We start from the raw sequence: 18247 nt of genomic DNA, 5'->3' as shown, positions 1-18247 counted from the left end.
GTCTCACAGCTCGGGCATAGACAACGCATAGGCCGGCCCCATCGCGTCGGCGAATAATGGGCGTGTGCCTGCAGCCGTCAACGACAACGAACCCGCCCGTGCCGTGATGCGCCGCGCCGACGGCAACCCCATCCAGGTGCTCGTCGTCGACGACGAACCTGTGCTGGCCGAACTGGTGTCGATGGCGCTGCGCTACGAGGGCTGGGACATCGCCACCGCCGGTGATGGCGCGACCGCCATCGCCACAGCCCGCGAGAACCCGCCCGACGTCGTCGTACTCGACGTGATGTTGCCCGACATGAGCGGTCTGGAAGTACTTCAGAAGCTGCGCGAGCAGATCCCGGGGCTGCCGCTGCTGCTGCTCACCGCCAAGGATTCGGTGGAGGACCGGATAGCCGGCCTGACCGCCGGCGGTGACGACTACGTCACCAAACCCTTCAGTCTCGAAGAGGTCGTGCTGCGATTGCGCGCCCTGCTTCGGCGCACCGGCGTGACCAGTGAGGACGGCGGCGCGAAGATCATCGTCGGCGATCTGGTTCTCGACGAGGACAGCCACGAGGTGACCCGCGCGGGTGACCCCATCACGCTGACCGCGACCGAATTCGAACTGCTGCGCTTCATGATGCGCAATGCCAAGCGCGTGCTGAGCAAGGCGCAGATCCTCGACCGGGTGTGGAGCTACGACTTCGGCGGCCGCTCCAACATCGTCGAGTTGTACGTGTCGTATCTGCGCAAGAAGATCGACAGTGGCCGTGAACCGATGATCCACACGTTGCGTGGCGCGGGTTATGTCCTCCGGCCCCCGCGCTGAGGTGCCCGGAACCAGGTGGTGGCAGCCACGCACGTGGTCGCTGCGCCGGCGGCTGGTGCTGACCCAGGTGGCGCTGCTGGCCGTGGTGTGCGTGAGCATCGGTGTCGCGACCGAGTTTGCGCTGCAACGGTTCCTGATGAACCAGCTCGACGACCAGGTCATGGAGGCCGGGCGCCGGTCGGCCGCTATCTTCGAATTGCCGCCGCCCCCACTGATGTTCCCGCCCCCGCTGGGTCCGGACGGGCGGCCCATGAATCCGCCTCCGGGACGCCACCACATCCTGTTCGATCCCGAACGTGGCCCGGGGCCAGGGTTTCTCAACGCGCCCGGCCAGGCCGCTCGCACGGTCGGCGCGGTCGTCTCCCCGGGGCGGCCGATCGACGCGGGCGTGATCACCTCCGACGGTGATCGGGTGTTCGTCAGCGCCGCCGCTGCCCAGCAGCTGGCGCAGGTGCCGCCGGATCACACGCCGAGGACCATCGACGTCGACGGGCTCGGCCGGTACCGGGTGATCGGCCTGCACCCTCGGCACGGCGGCCCGCAGACCATCGTGACCGGGCTGCCGACCGCAGTGGTGGACGACACCCTGCTGTGGGTGCTCGGCATGTTCGCCGTGCTGGCCGTCGTCGCGCTGATCGCCGCGACCCTCGGCGGCATCCTCATCATCCGCCGCCAATTGGCCCCTCTGTCAAGGGTTTCCGCTGCCGCGCGGGCGGTGGCCGACCTCGAGCTGGACCGCGGCGAGGTGCGGCTGCCCACCCCGATCGTCAAGGTCGACCCGGCCAGCGCGCACACCGAGGTCGGGCAGCTGGGCACGTCGCTCAACCGCATGCTGGACCGCATCGCCAACGCCCTTTCGGCGCGGCACGCCAGTGAGACCCGGGTGCGGCAATTCGTCGCCGACGCGAGCCACGAACTGCGGACGCCGCTGGCTGCCATCAGGGGCTACACCGAACTGGCGCAACGCAAACGCGACGACCTGCCCGTCGATGTCGCGCACGCGATGAACCGCGTCGAATCCGAGACCGCACGCATGACCCAGCTGGTCGAGGACATGCTGCTGCTGGCGCGCCTCGACGCCGGGCGGCCGCTGGAGCGCGAACCGGTGGACCTGTCCCGGTTGGTGGTCGACACTGTCAGCGACGCGCACGTCGCCGGGCCGCAACATCAGTGGTCGCTGGAGCTGCCCGACGACCCGGTGGTGGTGGACGGCGACGAGGCCCGACTGCATCAGGTGCTGGCCAACCTGCTGGCCAACGCACGCACCCACACCCCACCGGGAACCTCCGTCACCGTGACGCTGGAACCCGATCACGACGGCTCGGTCGCCCTCACCGTCGCCGACGACGGGCCGGGCATACCGGAATCGCTGCAGCCCGAGGTGTTCGAACGGTTCGCTCGCGGGGACTCGTCGCGGTCGCGCCGGGAGGGCAGCACCGGGCTCGGACTGGCGATCGTCGCGGCCGTCGTCAAGGCTCACGGCGGCACCATCGCTGTGCGCAGCGCCCCAGGTGCGACGGCGTTCACTGTGCGTCTTCCCGGTGTTGCGCCCTCACAGGCTACGCACAGGTCCGACCAATCCGACACCAAGTTGCCGTCGCAACGATGAGAGTGTGAGCCTGGTTGCTGTCGACCCTGTCGTAAAAGAGGTTGGGGCACAGGAACAGCCCATGACGCTGCGCCTGACCGGGCGTGAACGCCTGGCCGTGGCGGGCCTGCTGGCTGCGACCGCGGTGCTGTACTTGTGGAATCTGTCGATCAGTGGCTGGGCCAACGCGTTCTACTCCGCCGCCGCGCAGGCCGGAGGCAGCAACTGGACCGCGATGCTGTTCGGTTCCAGTGACGCGGCGAACGCCATCACCGTCGACAAGACCCCGGCCGCCCTGTGGCTCGTCGACCTCTCGGTGCGGCTGTTCGGGCTCAACTCGTGGAGCGTCCTGGTGCCGCAGGCGCTGGAGGGCGTCGCCGCCGTCGCGGTGCTCTACGCCGCGGTGCGCCGGGCCGCAGGCCCTACCGCAGCGCTGCTGGCCGGCACGGTGCTGGCGCTGACACCCGTGGCAGCGTTGATCTTCCGCTTCAACAATCCCGACGCGCTGCTGGTGCTGCTGCTGGTGGTGGCCGCCTACTGCGTACAGCGCGGGATCGAGAAAGACGCCAGCCGGTGGTGGTTCGTCGCAGCGGGCGCCGCCGTGGGCTTCGGCTTCCTGGCCAAGATGCTGCAGGCGTTTCTGGTTTTGCCCGGCCTGGCCGCTGCCGCACTGACCGCGGGCGACCGTCCGTTGCGGGCACGACTCGGTGATCTGCTGGCCGCCAGTGCAGCCATGGTGGTCAGCGGCGGCTGGTACCTGCTGCTGGTCGAACTGTGGCCGACGTCGTCACGGCCCTACATCGGCGGATCCCAGCATGACAGCATCGTCGAACTCGTGCTGGGCTACAACGGTTTCGGCAGGCTCACCGGCGACGAGACCGGTGGCCTCGGCAACATGAACTTCGACGCGGGCGCCGGGCGGCTGTTCGGCTCCCAGATGGGCGCCGACATCGCGTGGCTGTTACCTGCCGCGTTGGTCTGCCTGGTCGCCGGGCTGATCCTCACGCGGCGCGCGCCCCGTACCGACCGGACCCGGGCGGCGCTGCTGCTGTGGGGTGGCTGGCTGCTGGTCACCGCGGTGGTGTTCAGCTTCATGAACGGCATCGTGCACCCGTACTACACCGTGGCGCTGGCTCCCGCGGTGGCTGCCCTGGTCGGTATCGGCGCGCCACTGTTGTGGCAGCGGCGCAACGACATCCGGGCTGCTACCGCGATGTCGGGCGCGGTGCTCGTCACGGCGGTCCTGGCCGCGGTGTTGCTTGCCCGCCAAGGCGATCCGATGCCGTGGCTGCGGGCCGCCGTCGCCGTCGGGGGAGTGGGCTCTGCTGCGCTCCTGCTGGTGACCGGATGGCTGGACCGCCGGGTGGTACCCGCCGTGGCGACCCTGGCGCTGTTGTCCTGTCTGGCCGGGCCCGCAGCGTATGCCGTCGCGACCGCGGCCAACCCGCACAGCGGCGCCATCCCGTCGGTGGGACCGTCGCGCGGCGGTGGCCCGTTCGGTGGCTTCGGTGGCATGTTCGGCGCACCCGAGCCCGGCCCCGCGCTGACGGCGCGGCTGTCCGCCGATTCCGCGGCGTACACGTGGGCGGCGGCGGTGGTCGGCTCGAGCAACGCCGCCGGCTACCAATTGGCCACGGGCGCACCGGTTATGGCCATCGGCGGCTTCAACGGCACTGATCCCGCACCGACCCTGGGCGAGTTCATCGGCGACGTCGATGCACACCGCATCCACTACTTCATCCAGAGCCGGATCATGGGTGGCTTCGGCGGCGGCACGACCAGCGGCAGCCAGGAGGCCTCCCGCATCGCCGAGTGGGTCGAGAACCATTTCACCCCGATCACCGTCGACGACGTGACCATCTACGACCTGACGCAACGTGGCCAGAACACATAGCCGGCGCATAGCTTCGCCCAACGGGGAACACACACCACCGGAGAAGTCTGAAGACATGACAGAAATCGCCACGCGGTCGGACTTCGACTTCGACGACGACGTTCAGCCGGGCCGGTTCCATTTCGCGTCGCGGCCCAACGCCGCGGTGGCCGCCCGTGCCGCGGGCGTCCCGGTACTCGACGTCGTGGTGCCGGTGTACAACGAGCAGGCAGCGCTGGCACATTCGGTGCGCCGGCTGCACCGCTACCTGCGGGAGAACTTCGCGCTGCCGACGCGCATCACCATCGCCGACAACGCCAGCGTCGACGACACCCCGCGGATCGCCGCCGAACTGGCCGCCGAACTCGACGACGTGCGCGTCGTGCGACTCGAACAGAAGGGCCGCGGCCGTGCCCTGCACGCTGTGTGGTCCACCTCGGACGCCCCGGTGTTGGCCTACATGGACGTCGATCTGTCCACCGACCTGGCCGCACTCGCCCCGCTGGTCGCCCCGCTCATCTCCGGGCACTCCGATCTGGCGATCGGCACCCGGTTGAGCCGCGGTTCGCGGGTGGTCCGCGGTGCCAAACGCGAATTCATCTCGCGCTGCTACAACCTGATCCTGAAATCGACGCTGTCGGCCCGGTTCTCCGACGCGCAGTGCGGATTCAAGGCCATCCGTGCCGACGTGGCGCACGAGCTGTTGCCGTACGTCGCGGACACCGGCTGGTTCTTCGACACCGAACTGCTGGTGCTGGCCGAACGCAGCGGCCTGCGAATCCACGAGGTGCCCGTGGACTGGGTCGACGACCCGGACAGCCGCGTCGACATCATCGCCACCGCTACCGCTGATCTCAAGGGTATCGGCCGCCTGCTGCGCGGGTTCGCCAACGGTTCGATCCCGGTCAATACCATTGCCGCCCAACTCGGTTCGTCACGCAAGGCGGGCCCGCCGAGTTCGCTGCTGCGCCAGGTGGTGCGCTTCGGTGCCATCGGCGTGGTGTCCACCCTGGCCTACCTGCTGCTGTTCATGGCGCTGCGATCCGGCCTGGGCGCACAGGCGGCCAACCTGGTCGCGCTGCTGGTGACCGCGATCGGCAACACCGCGGCCAACCGGAGGTTCACCTTCGGCATCGCGGGCGCAGGCAATGTCACGCGCCATCACTTCGAGGGCCTCATCGTGTTCGGTATCGCGTTGTCGATCACCAGCGGTTCACTGGGCCTGCTGCACCTGCTGACCCCGGTTCCGCACCGCGCGGTCGAGCTCGGTGTGCTGGTCGCCGCGAATCTGATTGCCACGGTTGTCCGCTTCGTGCTGTTGCGCGGCTGGGTGTTCCACCCGGCCCGGACGCGACGCTGAACCCCTACAGACTGAAAGACGACAGATAATGCTGACTGTTTCTGATCCACAATTGGACGCCGTGACGGTATCCGGCGAAACCCCCGAACCCGTGCGACCCCGCTGGGTGCGGCCCTCGTACTGGGCGCTGCTCGCGGCGACCGCGGTGCTGTACCTCTGGGGACTCGGTTCTGCGGGGTGGGCCAACAGCTACTACGCCGCGGCCGCGCAGGCCGGAACCCAGTCCTGGAAGGCCTGGCTGTTCGGGTCGCTGGATCCTGGCAATGCCATCACGGTCGACAAGCCCCCCGCCGCGATGTGGGCAATGGGCTTGTCCGGCAGGCTCTTCGGCTTCAACGAGTTCACCCAGCTGTTGCCGCAGGCGCTCATGGGTGTGGCTGCGGTGGCGGTGCTGTACGCGACGGTGCGCCGCAGCAGCGGTCCCGGTGCGGCGCTGCTCGCCGGTGCGGTGCTCGCGGTGACCCCGGTGGCCACGGCGATGTTCCGATACAACAACCCCGACGCGCTGCTGGTGCTGCTGCTCGTGGTGGCCGCCTACTGCATGGTGCGCGCGATCGAGAACGGCGGTACCCGCTGGGTCGCGCTGACCGGTGTCGTGGTGGGCTTCGCGTTCCTGACCAAGATGTTGCAGGCGTTCCTGCCGCTGCCCGGGCTGGCCCTGGCATTCCTGGTGGCCGCGCCCATCCCGCTGTGGAAGCGCATCGGCGCGTTGGCCGTCGGAGTGGCCGCGATGATCGTGTCCGCCGGTTGGTACATCGCGCTGGTGGCGCTGTGGCCCGCGGATTCCCGGCCCTACATCGCGGGCTCGACCGACAACAGCTTGCTGCAACTGGCCTTCGGCTACAACGGAATCGACCGTATCGTCGGGCAGAACCAGCCCGGTGGCGGGTTCGGACACGGCCCCGGCGGCGGTGGTGGGCCGAACCTGTTCTTCGGCGGGCAGGCCGGCATCGGCCGGATGTTCGGGCAGTCGATGGGCACCGAGGCATCCTGGTTGCTGCCTGCGGCACTGATCGGCCTGGTGGCCCTGCTGTGGCTGACCCTGCGCGCCGCGCGGACCGACAAGCTGCGCGCCGGTGCCCTGCTGTGGGGCGGCTGGCTGCTGGTCACCGGTGCAGTCTTCAGCTTCATGGACGGCACCATTCACCCGTACTACACCGTGGCATTGGCGCCGGCAATCGCCGCGCTGGTGGGCATGTCGGTGGCGGCACTCTGGCCGCTGCGCGCCCAGTTGCTGCCACGCCTTGTGCTCGCAACGATGTTGGCGGCCACCGGAATCTGGGCCTTCGTGCTGCTCGACCGCACACCGGACTGGTTGCCGGCGTTGCGCTGGGTCGTCGCCATCGGCGCCGTTCTGGTCGCCGTGGTGCTCGCGGTCGGTGGCAACCGGTTGGGCCGGGCGACGGCAGTGGTTGCCTTGGCGGCCACGGTGTTCGGCCTCGGTGCGACTGTGGCCTACTCGATCGAGACCGTGGTGAACAGTCACAGCAGCGGGCCGATGCCGACGGCAGGTCCCAAGCACGACATGGGATTCGGCGGGCCGGGCGGTCCGGGCGGCCCCGGCGGTCCGGGAGGCTTCGGCAAGGCCGACGACGTGGCACTCGGCGAACTCATGACCGGACTCAACAATCGTTGGGCCGCAGCAAGTGTCGGCTCGATGATGGTCAGCGACCTGGAGCTCAAGACCGGTGCCTCGTTGATGGCGATCGGCGGATTCACCGGCGGCGACAACTCGCCCACCTTGGCCCAGTTCCAGCAGTACGTCGCCAACGGCGATGTGCGGTACTTCTTCGACCGGCCCGCCGGTGACCACGGCGGCCCACCGCACGACCCGCACGGCAGTGCCGGGGACATCACCAACTGGGTCAAGGCGCACTTCACCCCGCAGGAGATCGGCGGCATCACCGTCTACGACCTCCAGCACCCCCACTAGCCGGTTTCCCGCGAGCAGACACGCAGGTACTCGACACGCCGGTGTTCGGGTACCCGCGTGTCTTCTCGCCGTAAAAAGTCACGCCGATTCTGACCGGTGACCACGGCCGGCGAAGCGACTAGGTTCCGGCGCATGTCCGTCACCGACGAGTACCTGGCCAACAACGCGGAGTACGCCAAGACCTTCACGGGCCCGCTGCCGTTGCCGCCGAGCAAGCACGTCGCGGTGGTGGCCTGCATGGATGCCCGCTTGGACGTCTACCGCATCCTCGGTCTGGGCGACGGCGAGGCGCACGTCATCCGCAATGCAGGCGGTGTCATCACCGACGACGAGATCCGGTCACTGGCCATCAGTCAACGCTTGCTGGGCACCAAAGAGATCATCCTCATCCACCACACCGATTGCGGCATGCTGACTTTCACCGACGACGAGTTCAAGCGAAGCATCCAGGACGAGACCGGCATCAAGCCCGAGTGGGCCGCGGAGTCCTTCGGTGATCTGGAAGAGGACGTTCGGCAGTCGCTGCGGCGCATCGAAGCCAATCCCTTCGTCACCAAGCACGAATCGTTGCGCGGCTTCATCTTCGACGTCGCCACCGGCAAGCTAGACGAGGTGACGCGCTGACCCGTCGCCAACCGCGAGTGTGCATCCTCTGCGGTAATTCCGCGAAAATTTCGCAGAGGACGCACACTCGCGAGCGGTGATGCACTAACCGACCTTGTACGTGGCGATCGCCTTGGCCACGGCGTCGCCGGCGGGGGTGATGACGTCGACCTCACAGTGCACCAAGGCTTTTCCCTGCCGCAGTGCCCGGCCCACGCCGATCAGGTCGGTCGCGCGGGCTGGGGCCAGGTATTGCAGGGCCATCGAGACCGTCACACCACGCAGGGAATCGGGGACGTCGGCGCGAGCCCAGGCAGCGGCCATCACGGTCACATCGGCCAGCGCTGCGATGGCGCCGCCGTGCACCATGTCGCCGAGCGTGACATTGCCCGGATCCCACGGCAGGCGGAGCCGCACGACACCGTCGGGTGCGTCGAGCGATTCGGCGACGATGCCGAGCTTCGCCACGAACGGGGACTGGGGGATGAACTGCGCCATGACTTCCGGTCCGGTCTGGGTGCCCATGCCCGTAGTCTGCGCACCGCCGGTCATCGGTTCAATTACCTGCCAAGTAATGGCACTAGATTTGCACCGGTGTCGACACCAGAGCCCCAACCGTTCCCACGGAGCATGGCCCTGCTCGTGGCCGGCGCGTTCTTCATGGAGATTCTCGACGCCACGATCATCACGCCGGCCATCCCGCTGATCGCGTCGTCGCTGCATGTCGACGCCGTCGATGTGAGCGTCGCGATCTCGGCCTACCTGGTGACGGTGGCCGTGCTGATCCCGGCGAGCGGCTGGCTGGCCGACCGGTTCGGCATCCGGCCCGTGTTCATCGCCGCCATCGCGGTTTTCACGCTGGCATCGATCGGCTGTGCCGTGAGCGTCTCACTGCCCATGCTGGTCGGCATGCGGGTGCTGCAGGGCGTCGGCGGCGCGATGATGGTGCCCATCGGCCGGCTCGCGGTACTGCGCTACAGCGACAAGTCCGATCTGGTCCGGGCCATCGCGCTGCTCACCTGGCCGGCACTGGCCGCGCCTGTCCTGGCGCCCGTGCTCGGCGGTGGTATCGCGACCCTGGGCAGTTGGCGGTGGATCTTCGCCGTCAACGTGCCCATCGGGATCGTCGGATTCGTGCTGGCGCTCAAGCTGATCCGGGGCGCACCGACACCGTCGCCGCGGACCCTGGACTGGCCCGGCCTGCTCGCGCTGGGGGCGGGCATCGCCGCGGCCCTGATCGCGCTGGAACACGTCCGGGTCTCGGGCACAGACTGGGGCCTGGTTGTCGGGTGTGCCGTCGCGGCCGTCGTCCTGCTCGGGGGTGCGGTGTGGCATCTGCTGCGGGCGTCGTCACCGCTCGTGCAGTTGCGGGTCCTGCGGGTGCCGACGCTGCGCATCACGGTGTCGGCCGGGTCGCTGTACCGCATGGTGATCACCGCCGTGCCGTTCCTGCTGCCGCTGCAGTACCAGCTGGTGTTCGGGTGGACGCCGTTCGCGGCCGGCTTGATGGTGGCCGCCCTGTTCGCGGGCAATCTGACCATCAAACCGATCACCACGCCGCTGATGCGCCGGTTCGGCATCCGCACGGTGTTGCTCGTCAACGGTGTGCTGTCGGTCGGCTGGTTCGGCCTGTTGGCGCTGCTGCGGCCGGGGCTGCCCATCGTGGCGATGGCCGCGATCCTCTATGTCAGCGGGGCGCTGCGCTCTATCGGCTTCACTGCCTACAACAGCCTGGCGTTTTCCGACGTCGAGGGCGATCGGCTGACGCACGCCAACACTCTGAACGCGTCGGTTCAGGAGCTGGCGGCCGGCCTCGGCGTCGCGGTCGCCGCGCTGCTGTTGAGCCAGCTGGCTTCCTACGCGTGGACCTACCTGGTGCTCGGCGCGTTGCTGGCGCTGACGATCATCGAGTCGCTGCGGCTGCCGCGTGCGGCCGGGGCGCATGTCAGCGGGCATGACGGCTGACCGGTGAGCGTTGACACTCACACCGCATCCCGATAGATTCCTGGCCATGCTTGCAATCCTGGCCATTTCTACCAACTTAATGGAGAAGTGATGACCGCAACGCTCAAGGCTGACAAACAGGCCGGGCACTATGAGTTGAGCCATCTGCGCTCGCTCGAAGCCGAAGCCATCCACATCATCCGCGAGGTCGCCGCCGAGTTCGAGCGTCCCGTGCTGCTGTTCTCCGGCGGCAAGGACTCGATCGTGATGCTGCACCTGGCCATCAAGGCCTTCAAGCCGGGGCGGTTGCCGTTCCCGGTGATGCACGTCGACACCGGCCACAACTTCGACGAGGTGCTGCAGACGCGCGACGAGCTGGTCGCCGAGCACGGCGTGCGGCTCGTGGTGGCCAAGGTGCAGGACGACATCGACGCCGGGCGCGTCGTCGAGACCATCCCGTCGCGCAATCCGCTGCAGACCGTCACGCTGCTGCGGGCCATCCGGGAGAACAAGTTCGATGCCGCATTCGGTGGCGCCCGCCGCGACGAGGAGAAGGCCCGCGCCAAGGAGCGGGTGTTCAGCTTCCGCGACGAGTTCGGCCAGTGGGACCCCAAGGCGCAACGCCCCGAGCTGTGGAACCTGTACAACGGACGTCACCACAAGGGTGAGCACATCCGGGCCTTCCCGATCTCCAACTGGACCGAGTTCGACATCTGGTCCTACATCGGCGCAGAAAAGATCAAGCTGCCCACAATCTATTACGCCCACCAGCGCAAGGTTTTCGAGCGCGACGGCATGCTGCTCGCCGTGCACCGGCACCTGCAGCCGCGCAAAGATGAGCCTGTGATCGAGAAGTCCGTGCGCTTCCGCACCGTCGGCGACGTCACCTGCACCGGCTGTGTCGAATCGACGGCGGCCACGGTGTCCGAGGTGATCGCCGAGACCGCGGTGTCGCGGCTGACCGAGCGCGGCGCGACCCGCGCCGACGACCGGATCTCCGAGGCGGGTATGGAAGACCGTAAGCGGGAGGGCTACTTCTGATGAGCACGTTGTTGAGGCTTGCCACCGCAGGGTCCGTCGATGACGGCAAGTCCACACTGATCGGCAGGCTGCTCTACGACAGCAAGGCCGTCATGGAGGACCAGCTCGCCGCCGTCGAGCGCACCTCCAAGGAACGCGGCCACGACTACACCGACCTGGCACTGGTCACCGATGGCCTGCGCGCCGAGCGTGAGCAGGGCATCACGATCGACGTGGCCTACCGCTACTTCGCCACGGCCAAGCGCAAATTCATCATCGCCGACACCCCGGGGCACATTCAGTACACCCGCAACATGGTGACCGGGGCCTCCACCGCGCAGCTGGTCATCGTGCTGGTCGACGCGCGCCACGGACTGCTCGAGCAGTCGCGCCGGCACGCGTTCCTGGCCTCGCTGCTGGGCATCCAGCACATCGTGCTCGCGGTCAACAAGATGGACCTGATCGATTGGGATCAGGAAAAATTCGAGGCCATCCGCGACGAGTTCCACGCGTTCGCGGCCCGCCTCGACGTCCATGACGTGACCACCATCCCGATGTCGGCGCTCAACGGCGACAACGTGGTGACCAAATCCGATGTCACTCCCTGGTACGAGGGTCCGGCGCTGCTGAGCCATCTCGAAGACGTCTACATCGCCGGTGACCGCAATCTCGTCGATGTCCGTTTCCCGGTCCAATACGTGATCCGGCCGCAGACGCACCAGCATGCCGACCACCGCAGCTACGCGGGCACGGTCGCCAGCGGCGTGCTGCGCACCGGCGACGACGTCGTGGTATTGCCCGCGGGCAAGTCGACCCGGATCACCGAGATCGAGGGCCCGTCGGGCGTCGTCGACGAGGCCTTCCCGCCGATGGCCGTGTCGATCAGCCTGTCCGACGACATCGACATCTCACGCGGTGACATGATCGCGCGGCCGAACAATCAGCCGCGCGTGGTGCAGGATTTCGACGCCACCGTGTGCTGGATGGCCGACGACGCGTCGTTGGAGCCCGGTCGCGAGTATCTGGTCAAGCACACCACCCGCACCACGCGGGCCAAGGTGGTCGGCCTGGACTATCGCCTCGACGTCAACACCCTGCACCGTGACAAGTCCGCGACGGCGCTGAAACTCAATGAGCTGGGCCGCATCTCGTTGCGCACGCAGGTGCCGCTACTGCTCGACGAGTACAGCCGCAACGCCGCCACCGGATCGTTCATCCTGATCGATCCCAACACCAACGGCACTGTCGCCGCGGGCATGGTGCTGCGTGACACTCGCAATGAGACCTCGAGCCCCAACACGGTGCGGCACCAGTCGCTGTGCACCGCGGAGGATCGGCTGTCGAAGGGCCGCACTGTCTGGTTCACCGGGCTGTCCGGGTCGGGGAAGTCGTCGGTGGCCATGCTGGTGGAGCAGAAGCTGCTTGAAAAGGGTGTTCCCGCTTACGTTCTCGACGGCGACAATCTGCGCCACGGGCTGAACTCGGATCTCGGCTTCTCGATGGCCGACCGGGCGGAGAACCAGCGCAGGCTCGCCCACGTCGCCGCCATCCTCGCCGACTCCGGTCAGGTCGTGCTGGTGCCTGCCATCAGCCCGCTCGAGGAGCATCGTGCGTTGGCGCGCAAGGTCACCACCGAGGCGGGTTTGGACTTCTTCGAGGTGTTCTGTGACACCCCGCTGGAAGACTGTGAGCGCCGAGATCCCAAGGGGCTCTATGCCAAAGCCCGGGCCGGTGAGATCACCCACTTCACCGGGATCGACAGCCCGTACCAGCGGCCCAAGAACCCGGATCTGCGGCTGACCCCGGACCGCAGCCCGGACGAGTTGGCGCAGTCGGTCATCGATCTGCTGGAGGGCGGCCGATGAACGACCACGAGCTCGCGGAGCGGCTGGCCACGCGTACTGGGGATCTGCTGCTCGATGTTCGTGCCGACTTCGCCGATGCCACGGTGGAGGAGCGAAAGGTGGCCGGGGACAAGCAGTCCCACGACTTCCTGATGGCGGAGTTGGCCGCGCACCGTCCGGGCGACGCAGTGCTGTCCGAAGAGGGGGTGGACGATCCGGTCCGGTTGAGCGCCGACCGGGTGTGGATCGTCGACCCGCTGGACGGCACCAGGGAGTTCTCCGAACTCGGCCGTGACGATTGGGCCGTCCACGTGGCCCTGTGGCAGGCGGGCGAATTGGTCGCGGGTGCGGTGGCGTTGCCTGCCCAGAACACCACCCTGTTCACGCCTGAGGTGGCCGCGCCGCGCGCATTCGACGGCCCGCCGCGGGTGGTCGTGTCCCGCACCCGGCCGCCTGCCGTGGCGCTTGCGGTGCGTGACGCGCTCGACGGCACTCTGGTCGAAATGGGTTCGGCCGGAGCGAAAGTCGCCGCCGTCATCCGCGGGGTCGCTGACGTGTACGTGCACGCAGGTGGGCAGTACGAATGGGATTCGGCAGCACCGGTCGCCGTGGCGCGGGCCGCCGGCCTGCACACGTCACGCATCGACGGCTCGCCGCTGGTCTACAACTCGGCAGATCCCAAGCTGCCCGATCTGCTGGTGTGCCGTCCCGAGTTGGCCAAGCGCGTGTTGGCCGTCACCGCTGCGCAGTAGCCTCCGCTGCGGCCCGGTGCAAATTGGCGCCGGGAGCCGCTCATCAGGCGTGCCAGGATTCTGGTGTGGGCTTCTTTGACTGCAAGTGCATGTTGACCGGGGTGAGCGTTGATTACGTCGGCGCGGTGGTGGTGGTCTTGCGGTGCACCCCCTCCGGGTACGAGCCGGTGAGTCTTGGTATCCCCGGCGAGTACGACGGCACCGGGTCGATCTTCCCAGAGACGAGCGACCGAGCCGTCGAATTGCTGCACGGCTACCTTGAACAGCAACACCGCACTGGCAGATTCGTGGTCAAGCCCGCAGTCGAGGGCGAGGTCGTCGATTTTTCAGGCGATTGCGGCCTCCAGGGGCTGCTCACCTACATCATGGACGCCTGGCTGCTGGCGGGACCGTACGGTGACGAGCCGTTCACCCCGATGCCGATGGCCGTACTGGACGGCGACCCCTTGGTCTACGCCCTGATCGCACAACCTGTTTGGGATGCCATCGTCGCGGCGGGGTCTGGCCCGGCCACCCTGGAAGGTGCGTTCGGTGACTGCCCGTTTCCGAGGGAAATCTACGGCGCTCACGTCGCCGAGGTCGAACCCCAACTGCACGCGCTGGCACGCATCACCGAATTCGTTCGCAAACATGAGCTCCGCTGGGCGCCACCAGCCGACCCGGGCCAGCGCTACCCGAGCGACGGAGACCAGTGGGACGCAGAGCAGAACGCCTCCTACGTCTCACGAGCGCGCCTCGATTACCGCGACAGTCCGGCCGTGCTGGCCGGGCTCGACACGTATGTCGAGCGGCTGAAGCAACAGTGCTTCGACTGAGCGAGGCGGTACTCCGCAGTCCCGCATTCGGAGCCTGAGCGCCGTCACGGGACACTAGGCTCACCGAGATGACCCGCCCCACTCTGCGCGAACTTGCCAGCCTGCCCGTCGAACCCGCTCGTCTCGCCGACTCCGCCCTGGTGCTCATCGACTGCCAGAAGACCTACACGCAAGGGGTCATGGAGCTCGAAGGCGTCCAGGCTGCGCTCGACGAGACGGCCGCACTGCTCGACCGTGCCCGCACCGCCGGTATTCCGATCATCCACATCCAGCATTCCGACGGTCCCGGTTCGCTGTACGACATCGAGGGGGAGAGCGGCGCGATCGTCGACGCCGTGGCACCACGCGGCGACGAGCCGGTGGTCGTGAAGCAGTTCCCGAACTCGTTCGTGCAGACCGATCTCGACGAGCGGCTCAAGGCCCTTGGCGCATCGAACCTGGTCCTCGCAGGCTTCATGACCCACATGTGCGTGAACTCCACCGCCCGCGGCGCATTCAACCTCGGGTACGCACCCACGGTCGTGGCCGCCGCGACGGCCACCCGCAGCCTGGCCGGCCCGGACGGTCAAGCGGTATCCGCCCCGGCGTTGCAAGCCGCAAGCCTGGCAGCGCTGGCCGATCTGTTCGCGCTCGTGGTGCCCGGCACGGCCGACATCCCTGACTAACCCACCATGACGCGCCCCGACACCCAGGTGACCCGGCTCGCCGAGCTGCAGAGCACCTCCCGCAGCCGGCTCGACCAGCTGCTCGACAGCACACCGCTGGCGACCGTCGCCCTTGTCCGCGACGGTCACCCCGTGGTGTTCCCGATCGGATTCGCCCGCATCGACGACGATCTCGTCATCCACGGTTCGACGGGATCACCTTGGATGCGGGCGCTGGCAGATGGGGCCCCGGTCGCGGTGTCGGTCACCGCGCTGGACGGGGTGACGGTGGCGCGCAGTGCTTTCGAGTCGTCGTTCGCCTATCGCAGTGCGGTGGTGTTCGGGACGTTCGAGCGCATCGCCGCCGAGGACAAGACCGCGTACCTGCAGCTCTTGACCGATACGTTCGTGCCGGGCCGCGTCGCCGAACTGCGGGACAGCACCGCCAAGGAACTTGCCGCGACGCTGGCGTTGCGGTTGCCCATCGGTGTCGACAACTGGTCGTTGAAGATCAGCGACGGCTGGCCCGAGGATCCGCCGGAGGATGTCGCCGCAGGCGCCTGGGCCGGGGTGGTGCCGCTGACGACGCAGTACGGGCCGCCGCAAACCGCCCCGGATGTCGCGCCGGGTACGCCTGTGCCGCCGTCGGTACGCGCCATGACGGGTGCCCTGCGCAACACCGCCCCTCGGTAACGCTGGCAGAATCCACACCATGCGGATGTCGGCGAAGGCGGAGTACGCCGTCCGCGCCATGGTCGAACTGGCTACCGTCGGCGAGGGCGATCTAGTCAAAACCGATGATCTGGCCAAGGCGCAGGGCATCCCGGCGCAGTTCCTGGTCGACATCCTGTCCGACCTGCGGACCGACCGTCTGGTCCGCAGCCACCGTGGCCGCGACGGTGGCTACGAGTTGGCCCGTCCGGCCGACGCGATCAGCATCGCCGACGTGCTGCGTTGCATCGACGGCCCATTGGCCAGCGTCCGCGACATCGGGTTGGGCGATCTTCCGTACTCGGGCCCGACGGCTGCGCTCACCGACGTGTGGCGGGCGTTGCGGGCCAGCATGCGGTCGGTGCTTGAGGAAACCAGCCTGGCCGACGTGGCCAGCGGCACGTTGCCTGGCCACGTCGTGAAATTGGCCGGCGCCTACATCAGTCAAGAGGCGCAGCGGGGTCACGGCTGAGCGGGTGCTCAGCCGCCGTACGGCCGGGTGATGATCTCCAGGTAATGGCCCGAGGGGTCCTGGAAGTACACCCCGCGGCCGCCGTCGTTGTGGTTGATCTCGCCGGGCCGCGCAGCCCGTGGATCCGCCCAGTGCTGCAGTCCGCGTTCCCGGATGCGGCCGTAGATCGCGTCGAACTCGTCCTCGGACACCAGGAAGGCGTAGTGCTGCGGCCGAATGTCTTCCTCGGGACCCACTTGTGCGTAGTCGAGACTGACCCCGTGGTTGAGCGTCACGGCCAGGAAGTGTCCGAATTCTTTGGCGCTGGGCAGGCCGAACAGGTCGGTGAAGAAGCTCGCCGACTCCTCACGGTCCCTGGCGGCGACGATGGTGTGGTTGAAGGTGATGGCCATGTAAATCGAGTAAACCCCTGCGCCGACATCGTCGGCAACGGTGCAGGATATGGGGATGTCCGAGGTACCGACACTGACCGGACCGCGGGTGCGGCTACGGGCTCCCGCAGTCACCGACGCCGACGCGATGTTCACCCGCATCTCCTCCGATCCCGAGGTGACGCGGTACCTGGCCTGGCGCCCGCATCCTGACGTGGCCGAGACGCGCCGCGTGATCACGTCGTTGTTCAACGCGGACAAGGAGATTACGCGATTGATCGAGGTGGATGGCGAAGCAATCGGCCTGTGTGCCCGCCGGTACCGCCAGCCGCACGAGGTCGAGTTGGGCTACTGCCTCGCGCGAAAGTGGTGGGGCCGGGGACTGATGTCTGAGGCGGTCGCGGTGCTGCTCGATGAGATCGTGCGCGATACCGCGGTGTACCGGGTGTCGGCGTTCTGCCATGTCGACAATGCCGCGTCGGCCGGAGTGCTGCGCCGGTGCGGTCTGGCGGCGGAGGGCCGGCTGGCCCGCTACTCGATGTTCCCGAACATCAGCGAAGAACCCCAGGACGTGCTGCTGTTCGGAAAAGCGTTGCGGTAGCGGGCCATCGGTCTCGTCTCAGCGGTTGCGCAGCGAGAGCTGTTGCACCACCACGTCGCCGTCAGAGGAGCGGGCGGTGATCTGGGCGACCGCGGTGTCCGGGCTGTTGGTCTCGGGCACCTGCACATCGGTCGACCCGCTGGTCTGGGTGCGCACCAGGTACGGTCCGCGTTCGGGCAGCCCGATCGCGACATCGCCGTTGCGGGTGATGGCCTCGACACTGCGCGGCGCGGTGTCGCGGAAGTCGACGGTGACGTCGCCGTCAGATGTGCTCGCGATGAACTGCTCGGACACCGCTATGGGGTCGCGGGTGGTGACCGAACCGTCCACGGTGTGCACCTCGATCCGCCGTGCACCACCGAGCAGGATGATCTCGCCGTCGTTGGTGCGGGCTTCCAGCTGGTCCAGGTCGGCCTGTGCGATGACGGCGCCGAACTCCTGCTGGGTACGCACGGTCAACCGGCGCGCCTGATCGGGCGGCAGCGCGACGGTGATCTCGCCGCCACGGGCCCATGCCAGCATCGGACCGGGGTTACCCGCGATGGTGACGCGCGTTTCGCCGCCGACGGTGCTCACCGAGAGCTGGTGGGCTCCGCTGTGCGTGGTGTTGAGCAGGCGCAGATCGGCTTTGGGTTCGCGGGTTTCGCGGTCCGCGGTGATGCGGATCGCGACGGGGATACGCGCGGTGTCGATCACCAGGGCGCGCATGGTCGACGGCAGCGCCTGGCTGTCGGTGATGACCCGTAGCGCGCTGACGCCCCACGCGGTCACGCCCAGCGCTGCCACGGTCGTGGCGACCACCAGTGCGGCGATGGCGATCAGGGTCAGGCGCAAGGCGGTGCGCCCGCCCGAGGACAGCTGCGGCGGCTGCGCGGCTATCGGTGGGGGCGTGAGGGTCTGCACGT

At 68.0% G+C, this 18247-nt stretch carries 18 protein-coding genes; 15 read left to right on the top strand and 3 right to left on the bottom strand.

The genetic code is table 11. The features are described 5' to 3' along the window. The first annotated feature begins 106 nt into the window (after nt 1-106). The 6 genes from BST13_RS24005 (at nt 107) to BST13_RS23980 (ending at nt 8189) form a co-directional block, all read left to right on the top strand. Nucleotides 107-811, top strand: a complete 705-nt coding sequence (locus tag BST13_RS24005) for a response regulator transcription factor (RefSeq protein WP_083166549.1) — start codon at nt 107-109, stop codon at nt 809-811. Continuing rightward, nucleotides 789-2420, top strand: coding sequence for a sensor histidine kinase (locus BST13_RS24000; protein WP_083166500.1), 1632 nt, complete (start codon nt 789-791; stop codon nt 2418-2420). The genes BST13_RS24005 and BST13_RS24000 overlap by 23 nt, the downstream gene beginning before the upstream one ends. A gap of 61 nt (nt 2421-2481) precedes the next feature. Then, nucleotides 2482-4293 (top strand): ArnT family glycosyltransferase, encoded by a 1812-nt coding sequence (locus tag BST13_RS23995; RefSeq protein ID WP_095533683.1) that lies wholly within the window; start codon nt 2482-2484, stop codon nt 4291-4293. 55 nt (nt 4294-4348) lie between these two features. Then, on the top strand, nt 4349-5632 hold the full coding sequence (locus BST13_RS23990; RefSeq protein WP_083166498.1) for a bifunctional glycosyltransferase family 2/GtrA family protein: 1284 nt from the start codon (nt 4349-4351) through the stop codon (nt 5630-5632). A gap of 28 nt (nt 5633-5660) precedes the next feature. Further along, on the top strand, nt 5661-7565 hold the full coding sequence (locus BST13_RS23985; protein WP_083166497.1) for an ArnT family glycosyltransferase: 1905 nt from the start codon (nt 5661-5663) through the stop codon (nt 7563-7565). 132 nt (nt 7566-7697) lie between these two features. Further along, nucleotides 7698-8189: a beta-class carbonic anhydrase gene (locus BST13_RS23980; protein ID WP_083166496.1), complete on the top strand. Its 492-nt coding sequence runs from the start codon at nt 7698-7700 to the stop codon at nt 8187-8189. 84 nt (nt 8190-8273) lie between these two features. Here BST13_RS23980 and BST13_RS23975 read toward each other — a convergent pair whose 3' ends face one another. Then, on the bottom strand, nt 8274-8693 hold the full coding sequence (locus tag BST13_RS23975) for a PaaI family thioesterase (RefSeq protein ID WP_083166548.1): 420 nt from the start codon (nt 8691-8693) through the stop codon (nt 8274-8276). A 105-nt stretch (nt 8694-8798) separates the two neighbouring features. Between BST13_RS23975 and BST13_RS23970 the strand changes: the two genes are divergently transcribed. From BST13_RS23970 to BST13_RS23935, 8 genes are all read left to right on the top strand, one after another. Beyond that, nucleotides 8799-10133, top strand: a complete 1335-nt coding sequence (locus tag BST13_RS23970) for an MFS transporter (protein WP_083166495.1) — start codon at nt 8799-8801, stop codon at nt 10131-10133. A gap of 90 nt (nt 10134-10223) precedes the next feature. Next, nucleotides 10224-11153 carry a sulfate adenylyltransferase subunit CysD gene (gene cysD, locus BST13_RS23965; RefSeq protein WP_083166494.1) on the top strand — a complete coding sequence of 310 codons (930 nt, stop codon included), beginning with the start codon at nt 10224-10226 and terminating at the stop codon, nt 11151-11153. Further along, nucleotides 11153-12997, top strand: coding sequence for an adenylyl-sulfate kinase (gene cysC / locus BST13_RS23960; RefSeq protein WP_083166493.1), 1845 nt, complete (start codon nt 11153-11155; stop codon nt 12995-12997). The genes cysD and cysC overlap by 1 nt, the downstream gene beginning before the upstream one ends. Then, nucleotides 12994-13728 (top strand): 3'(2'),5'-bisphosphate nucleotidase CysQ, encoded by a 735-nt coding sequence (locus BST13_RS23955; protein WP_083166492.1) that lies wholly within the window; start codon nt 12994-12996, stop codon nt 13726-13728. The genes cysC and BST13_RS23955 overlap by 4 nt, the downstream gene beginning before the upstream one ends. Before the next feature lie 101 nt (nt 13729-13829). Then, nucleotides 13830-14543 carry a hypothetical protein gene (locus BST13_RS23950; protein WP_142282829.1) on the top strand — a complete coding sequence of 238 codons (714 nt, stop codon included), beginning with the start codon at nt 13830-13832 and terminating at the stop codon, nt 14541-14543. Between the two features lie 68 nt (nt 14544-14611). Then, nucleotides 14612-15208, top strand: coding sequence for a cysteine hydrolase family protein (locus tag BST13_RS23945; RefSeq protein WP_083166490.1), 597 nt, complete (start codon nt 14612-14614; stop codon nt 15206-15208). Between the two features lie 6 nt (nt 15209-15214). After that, nucleotides 15215-15880 (top strand): pyridoxamine 5'-phosphate oxidase family protein, encoded by a 666-nt coding sequence (locus tag BST13_RS23940; protein ID WP_083166489.1) that lies wholly within the window; start codon nt 15215-15217, stop codon nt 15878-15880. A gap of 19 nt (nt 15881-15899) precedes the next feature. Then, nucleotides 15900-16370: an Rrf2 family transcriptional regulator gene (locus tag BST13_RS23935; RefSeq protein WP_083166488.1), complete on the top strand. Its 471-nt coding sequence runs from the start codon at nt 15900-15902 to the stop codon at nt 16368-16370. Nucleotides 16371-16378: 8 nt separating this feature from the next. Here BST13_RS23935 and BST13_RS23930 read toward each other — a convergent pair whose 3' ends face one another. After that, nucleotides 16379-16762 carry a VOC family protein gene (locus BST13_RS23930; protein ID WP_083166487.1) on the bottom strand — a complete coding sequence of 128 codons (384 nt, stop codon included), beginning with the start codon at nt 16760-16762 and terminating at the stop codon, nt 16379-16381. Between the two features lie 55 nt (nt 16763-16817). On the opposite strand from BST13_RS23930, the gene BST13_RS23925 reads away from it, so the two are divergent. Beyond that, the gene (locus BST13_RS23925) at nt 16818-17342 is read left to right on the top strand and encodes a GNAT family N-acetyltransferase (RefSeq protein WP_083166547.1); all 525 of its coding nucleotides are present in this window, start codon (nt 16818-16820) and stop codon (nt 17340-17342) included. An 18-nt stretch (nt 17343-17360) separates the two neighbouring features. Here the strand turns inward: BST13_RS23925 and BST13_RS23920 are convergent, their stop codons facing one another. Beyond that, nucleotides 17361-18245, bottom strand: coding sequence for a DUF4097 family beta strand repeat-containing protein (locus tag BST13_RS23920; protein WP_083166486.1), 885 nt, complete (start codon nt 18243-18245; stop codon nt 17361-17363). Nucleotides 18246-18247: the final 2 nt, after the last annotated feature.

Source organism: Mycobacterium aquaticum, assembly GCF_002086485.1.
Lineage (GTDB): Bacteria > Actinomycetota > Actinomycetes > Mycobacteriales > Mycobacteriaceae > Mycobacterium > Mycobacterium aquaticum.
Note: the sequence above shows the minus strand (reverse complement) of the source record. Positions and strands in the feature narration are given on the sequence as shown.

Excerpts from the sequence above, each read along its gene's own strand:
- BST13_RS24005 (WP_083166549.1), top strand. The coding sequence starts at position 107 with ATGCGCCGCGCCGACGGCAACCCCATCCAGGTGCTCGTCGTCGACGAC.
- BST13_RS24000 (WP_083166500.1), top strand. The coding sequence starts at position 789 with ATGTCCTCCGGCCCCCGCGCTGAGGTGCCCGGAACCAGGTGGTGGCAG.
- BST13_RS23995 (WP_095533683.1), top strand. The coding sequence starts at position 2,482 with ATGACGCTGCGCCTGACCGGGCGTGAACGCCTGGCCGTGGCGGGCCTG.
- BST13_RS23990 (WP_083166498.1), top strand. The coding sequence starts at position 4,349 with ATGACAGAAATCGCCACGCGGTCGGACTTCGACTTCGACGACGACGTT.
- BST13_RS23985 (WP_083166497.1), top strand. The coding sequence starts at position 5,661 with ATGCTGACTGTTTCTGATCCACAATTGGACGCCGTGACGGTATCCGGC.
- BST13_RS23980 (WP_083166496.1), top strand. The coding sequence starts at position 7,698 with ATGTCCGTCACCGACGAGTACCTGGCCAACAACGCGGAGTACGCCAAG.
- BST13_RS23975 (WP_083166548.1), bottom strand. The coding sequence starts at position 8,693 with ATGGGCACCCAGACCGGACCGGAAGTCATGGCGCAGTTCATCCCCCAG.
- BST13_RS23970 (WP_083166495.1), top strand. The coding sequence starts at position 8,799 with ATGGCCCTGCTCGTGGCCGGCGCGTTCTTCATGGAGATTCTCGACGCC.
- cysD (WP_083166494.1), top strand. The coding sequence starts at position 10,224 with ATGACCGCAACGCTCAAGGCTGACAAACAGGCCGGGCACTATGAGTTG.
- cysC (WP_083166493.1), top strand. The coding sequence starts at position 11,153 with ATGAGCACGTTGTTGAGGCTTGCCACCGCAGGGTCCGTCGATGACGGC.
- BST13_RS23955 (WP_083166492.1), top strand. The coding sequence starts at position 12,994 with ATGAACGACCACGAGCTCGCGGAGCGGCTGGCCACGCGTACTGGGGAT.
- BST13_RS23945 (WP_083166490.1), top strand. The coding sequence starts at position 14,612 with ATGACCCGCCCCACTCTGCGCGAACTTGCCAGCCTGCCCGTCGAACCC.
- BST13_RS23940 (WP_083166489.1), top strand. The coding sequence starts at position 15,215 with ATGACGCGCCCCGACACCCAGGTGACCCGGCTCGCCGAGCTGCAGAGC.
- BST13_RS23935 (WP_083166488.1), top strand. The coding sequence starts at position 15,900 with ATGCGGATGTCGGCGAAGGCGGAGTACGCCGTCCGCGCCATGGTCGAA.
- BST13_RS23930 (WP_083166487.1), bottom strand. The coding sequence starts at position 16,762 with ATGGCCATCACCTTCAACCACACCATCGTCGCCGCCAGGGACCGTGAG.
- BST13_RS23925 (WP_083166547.1), top strand. The coding sequence starts at position 16,818 with ATGTCCGAGGTACCGACACTGACCGGACCGCGGGTGCGGCTACGGGCT.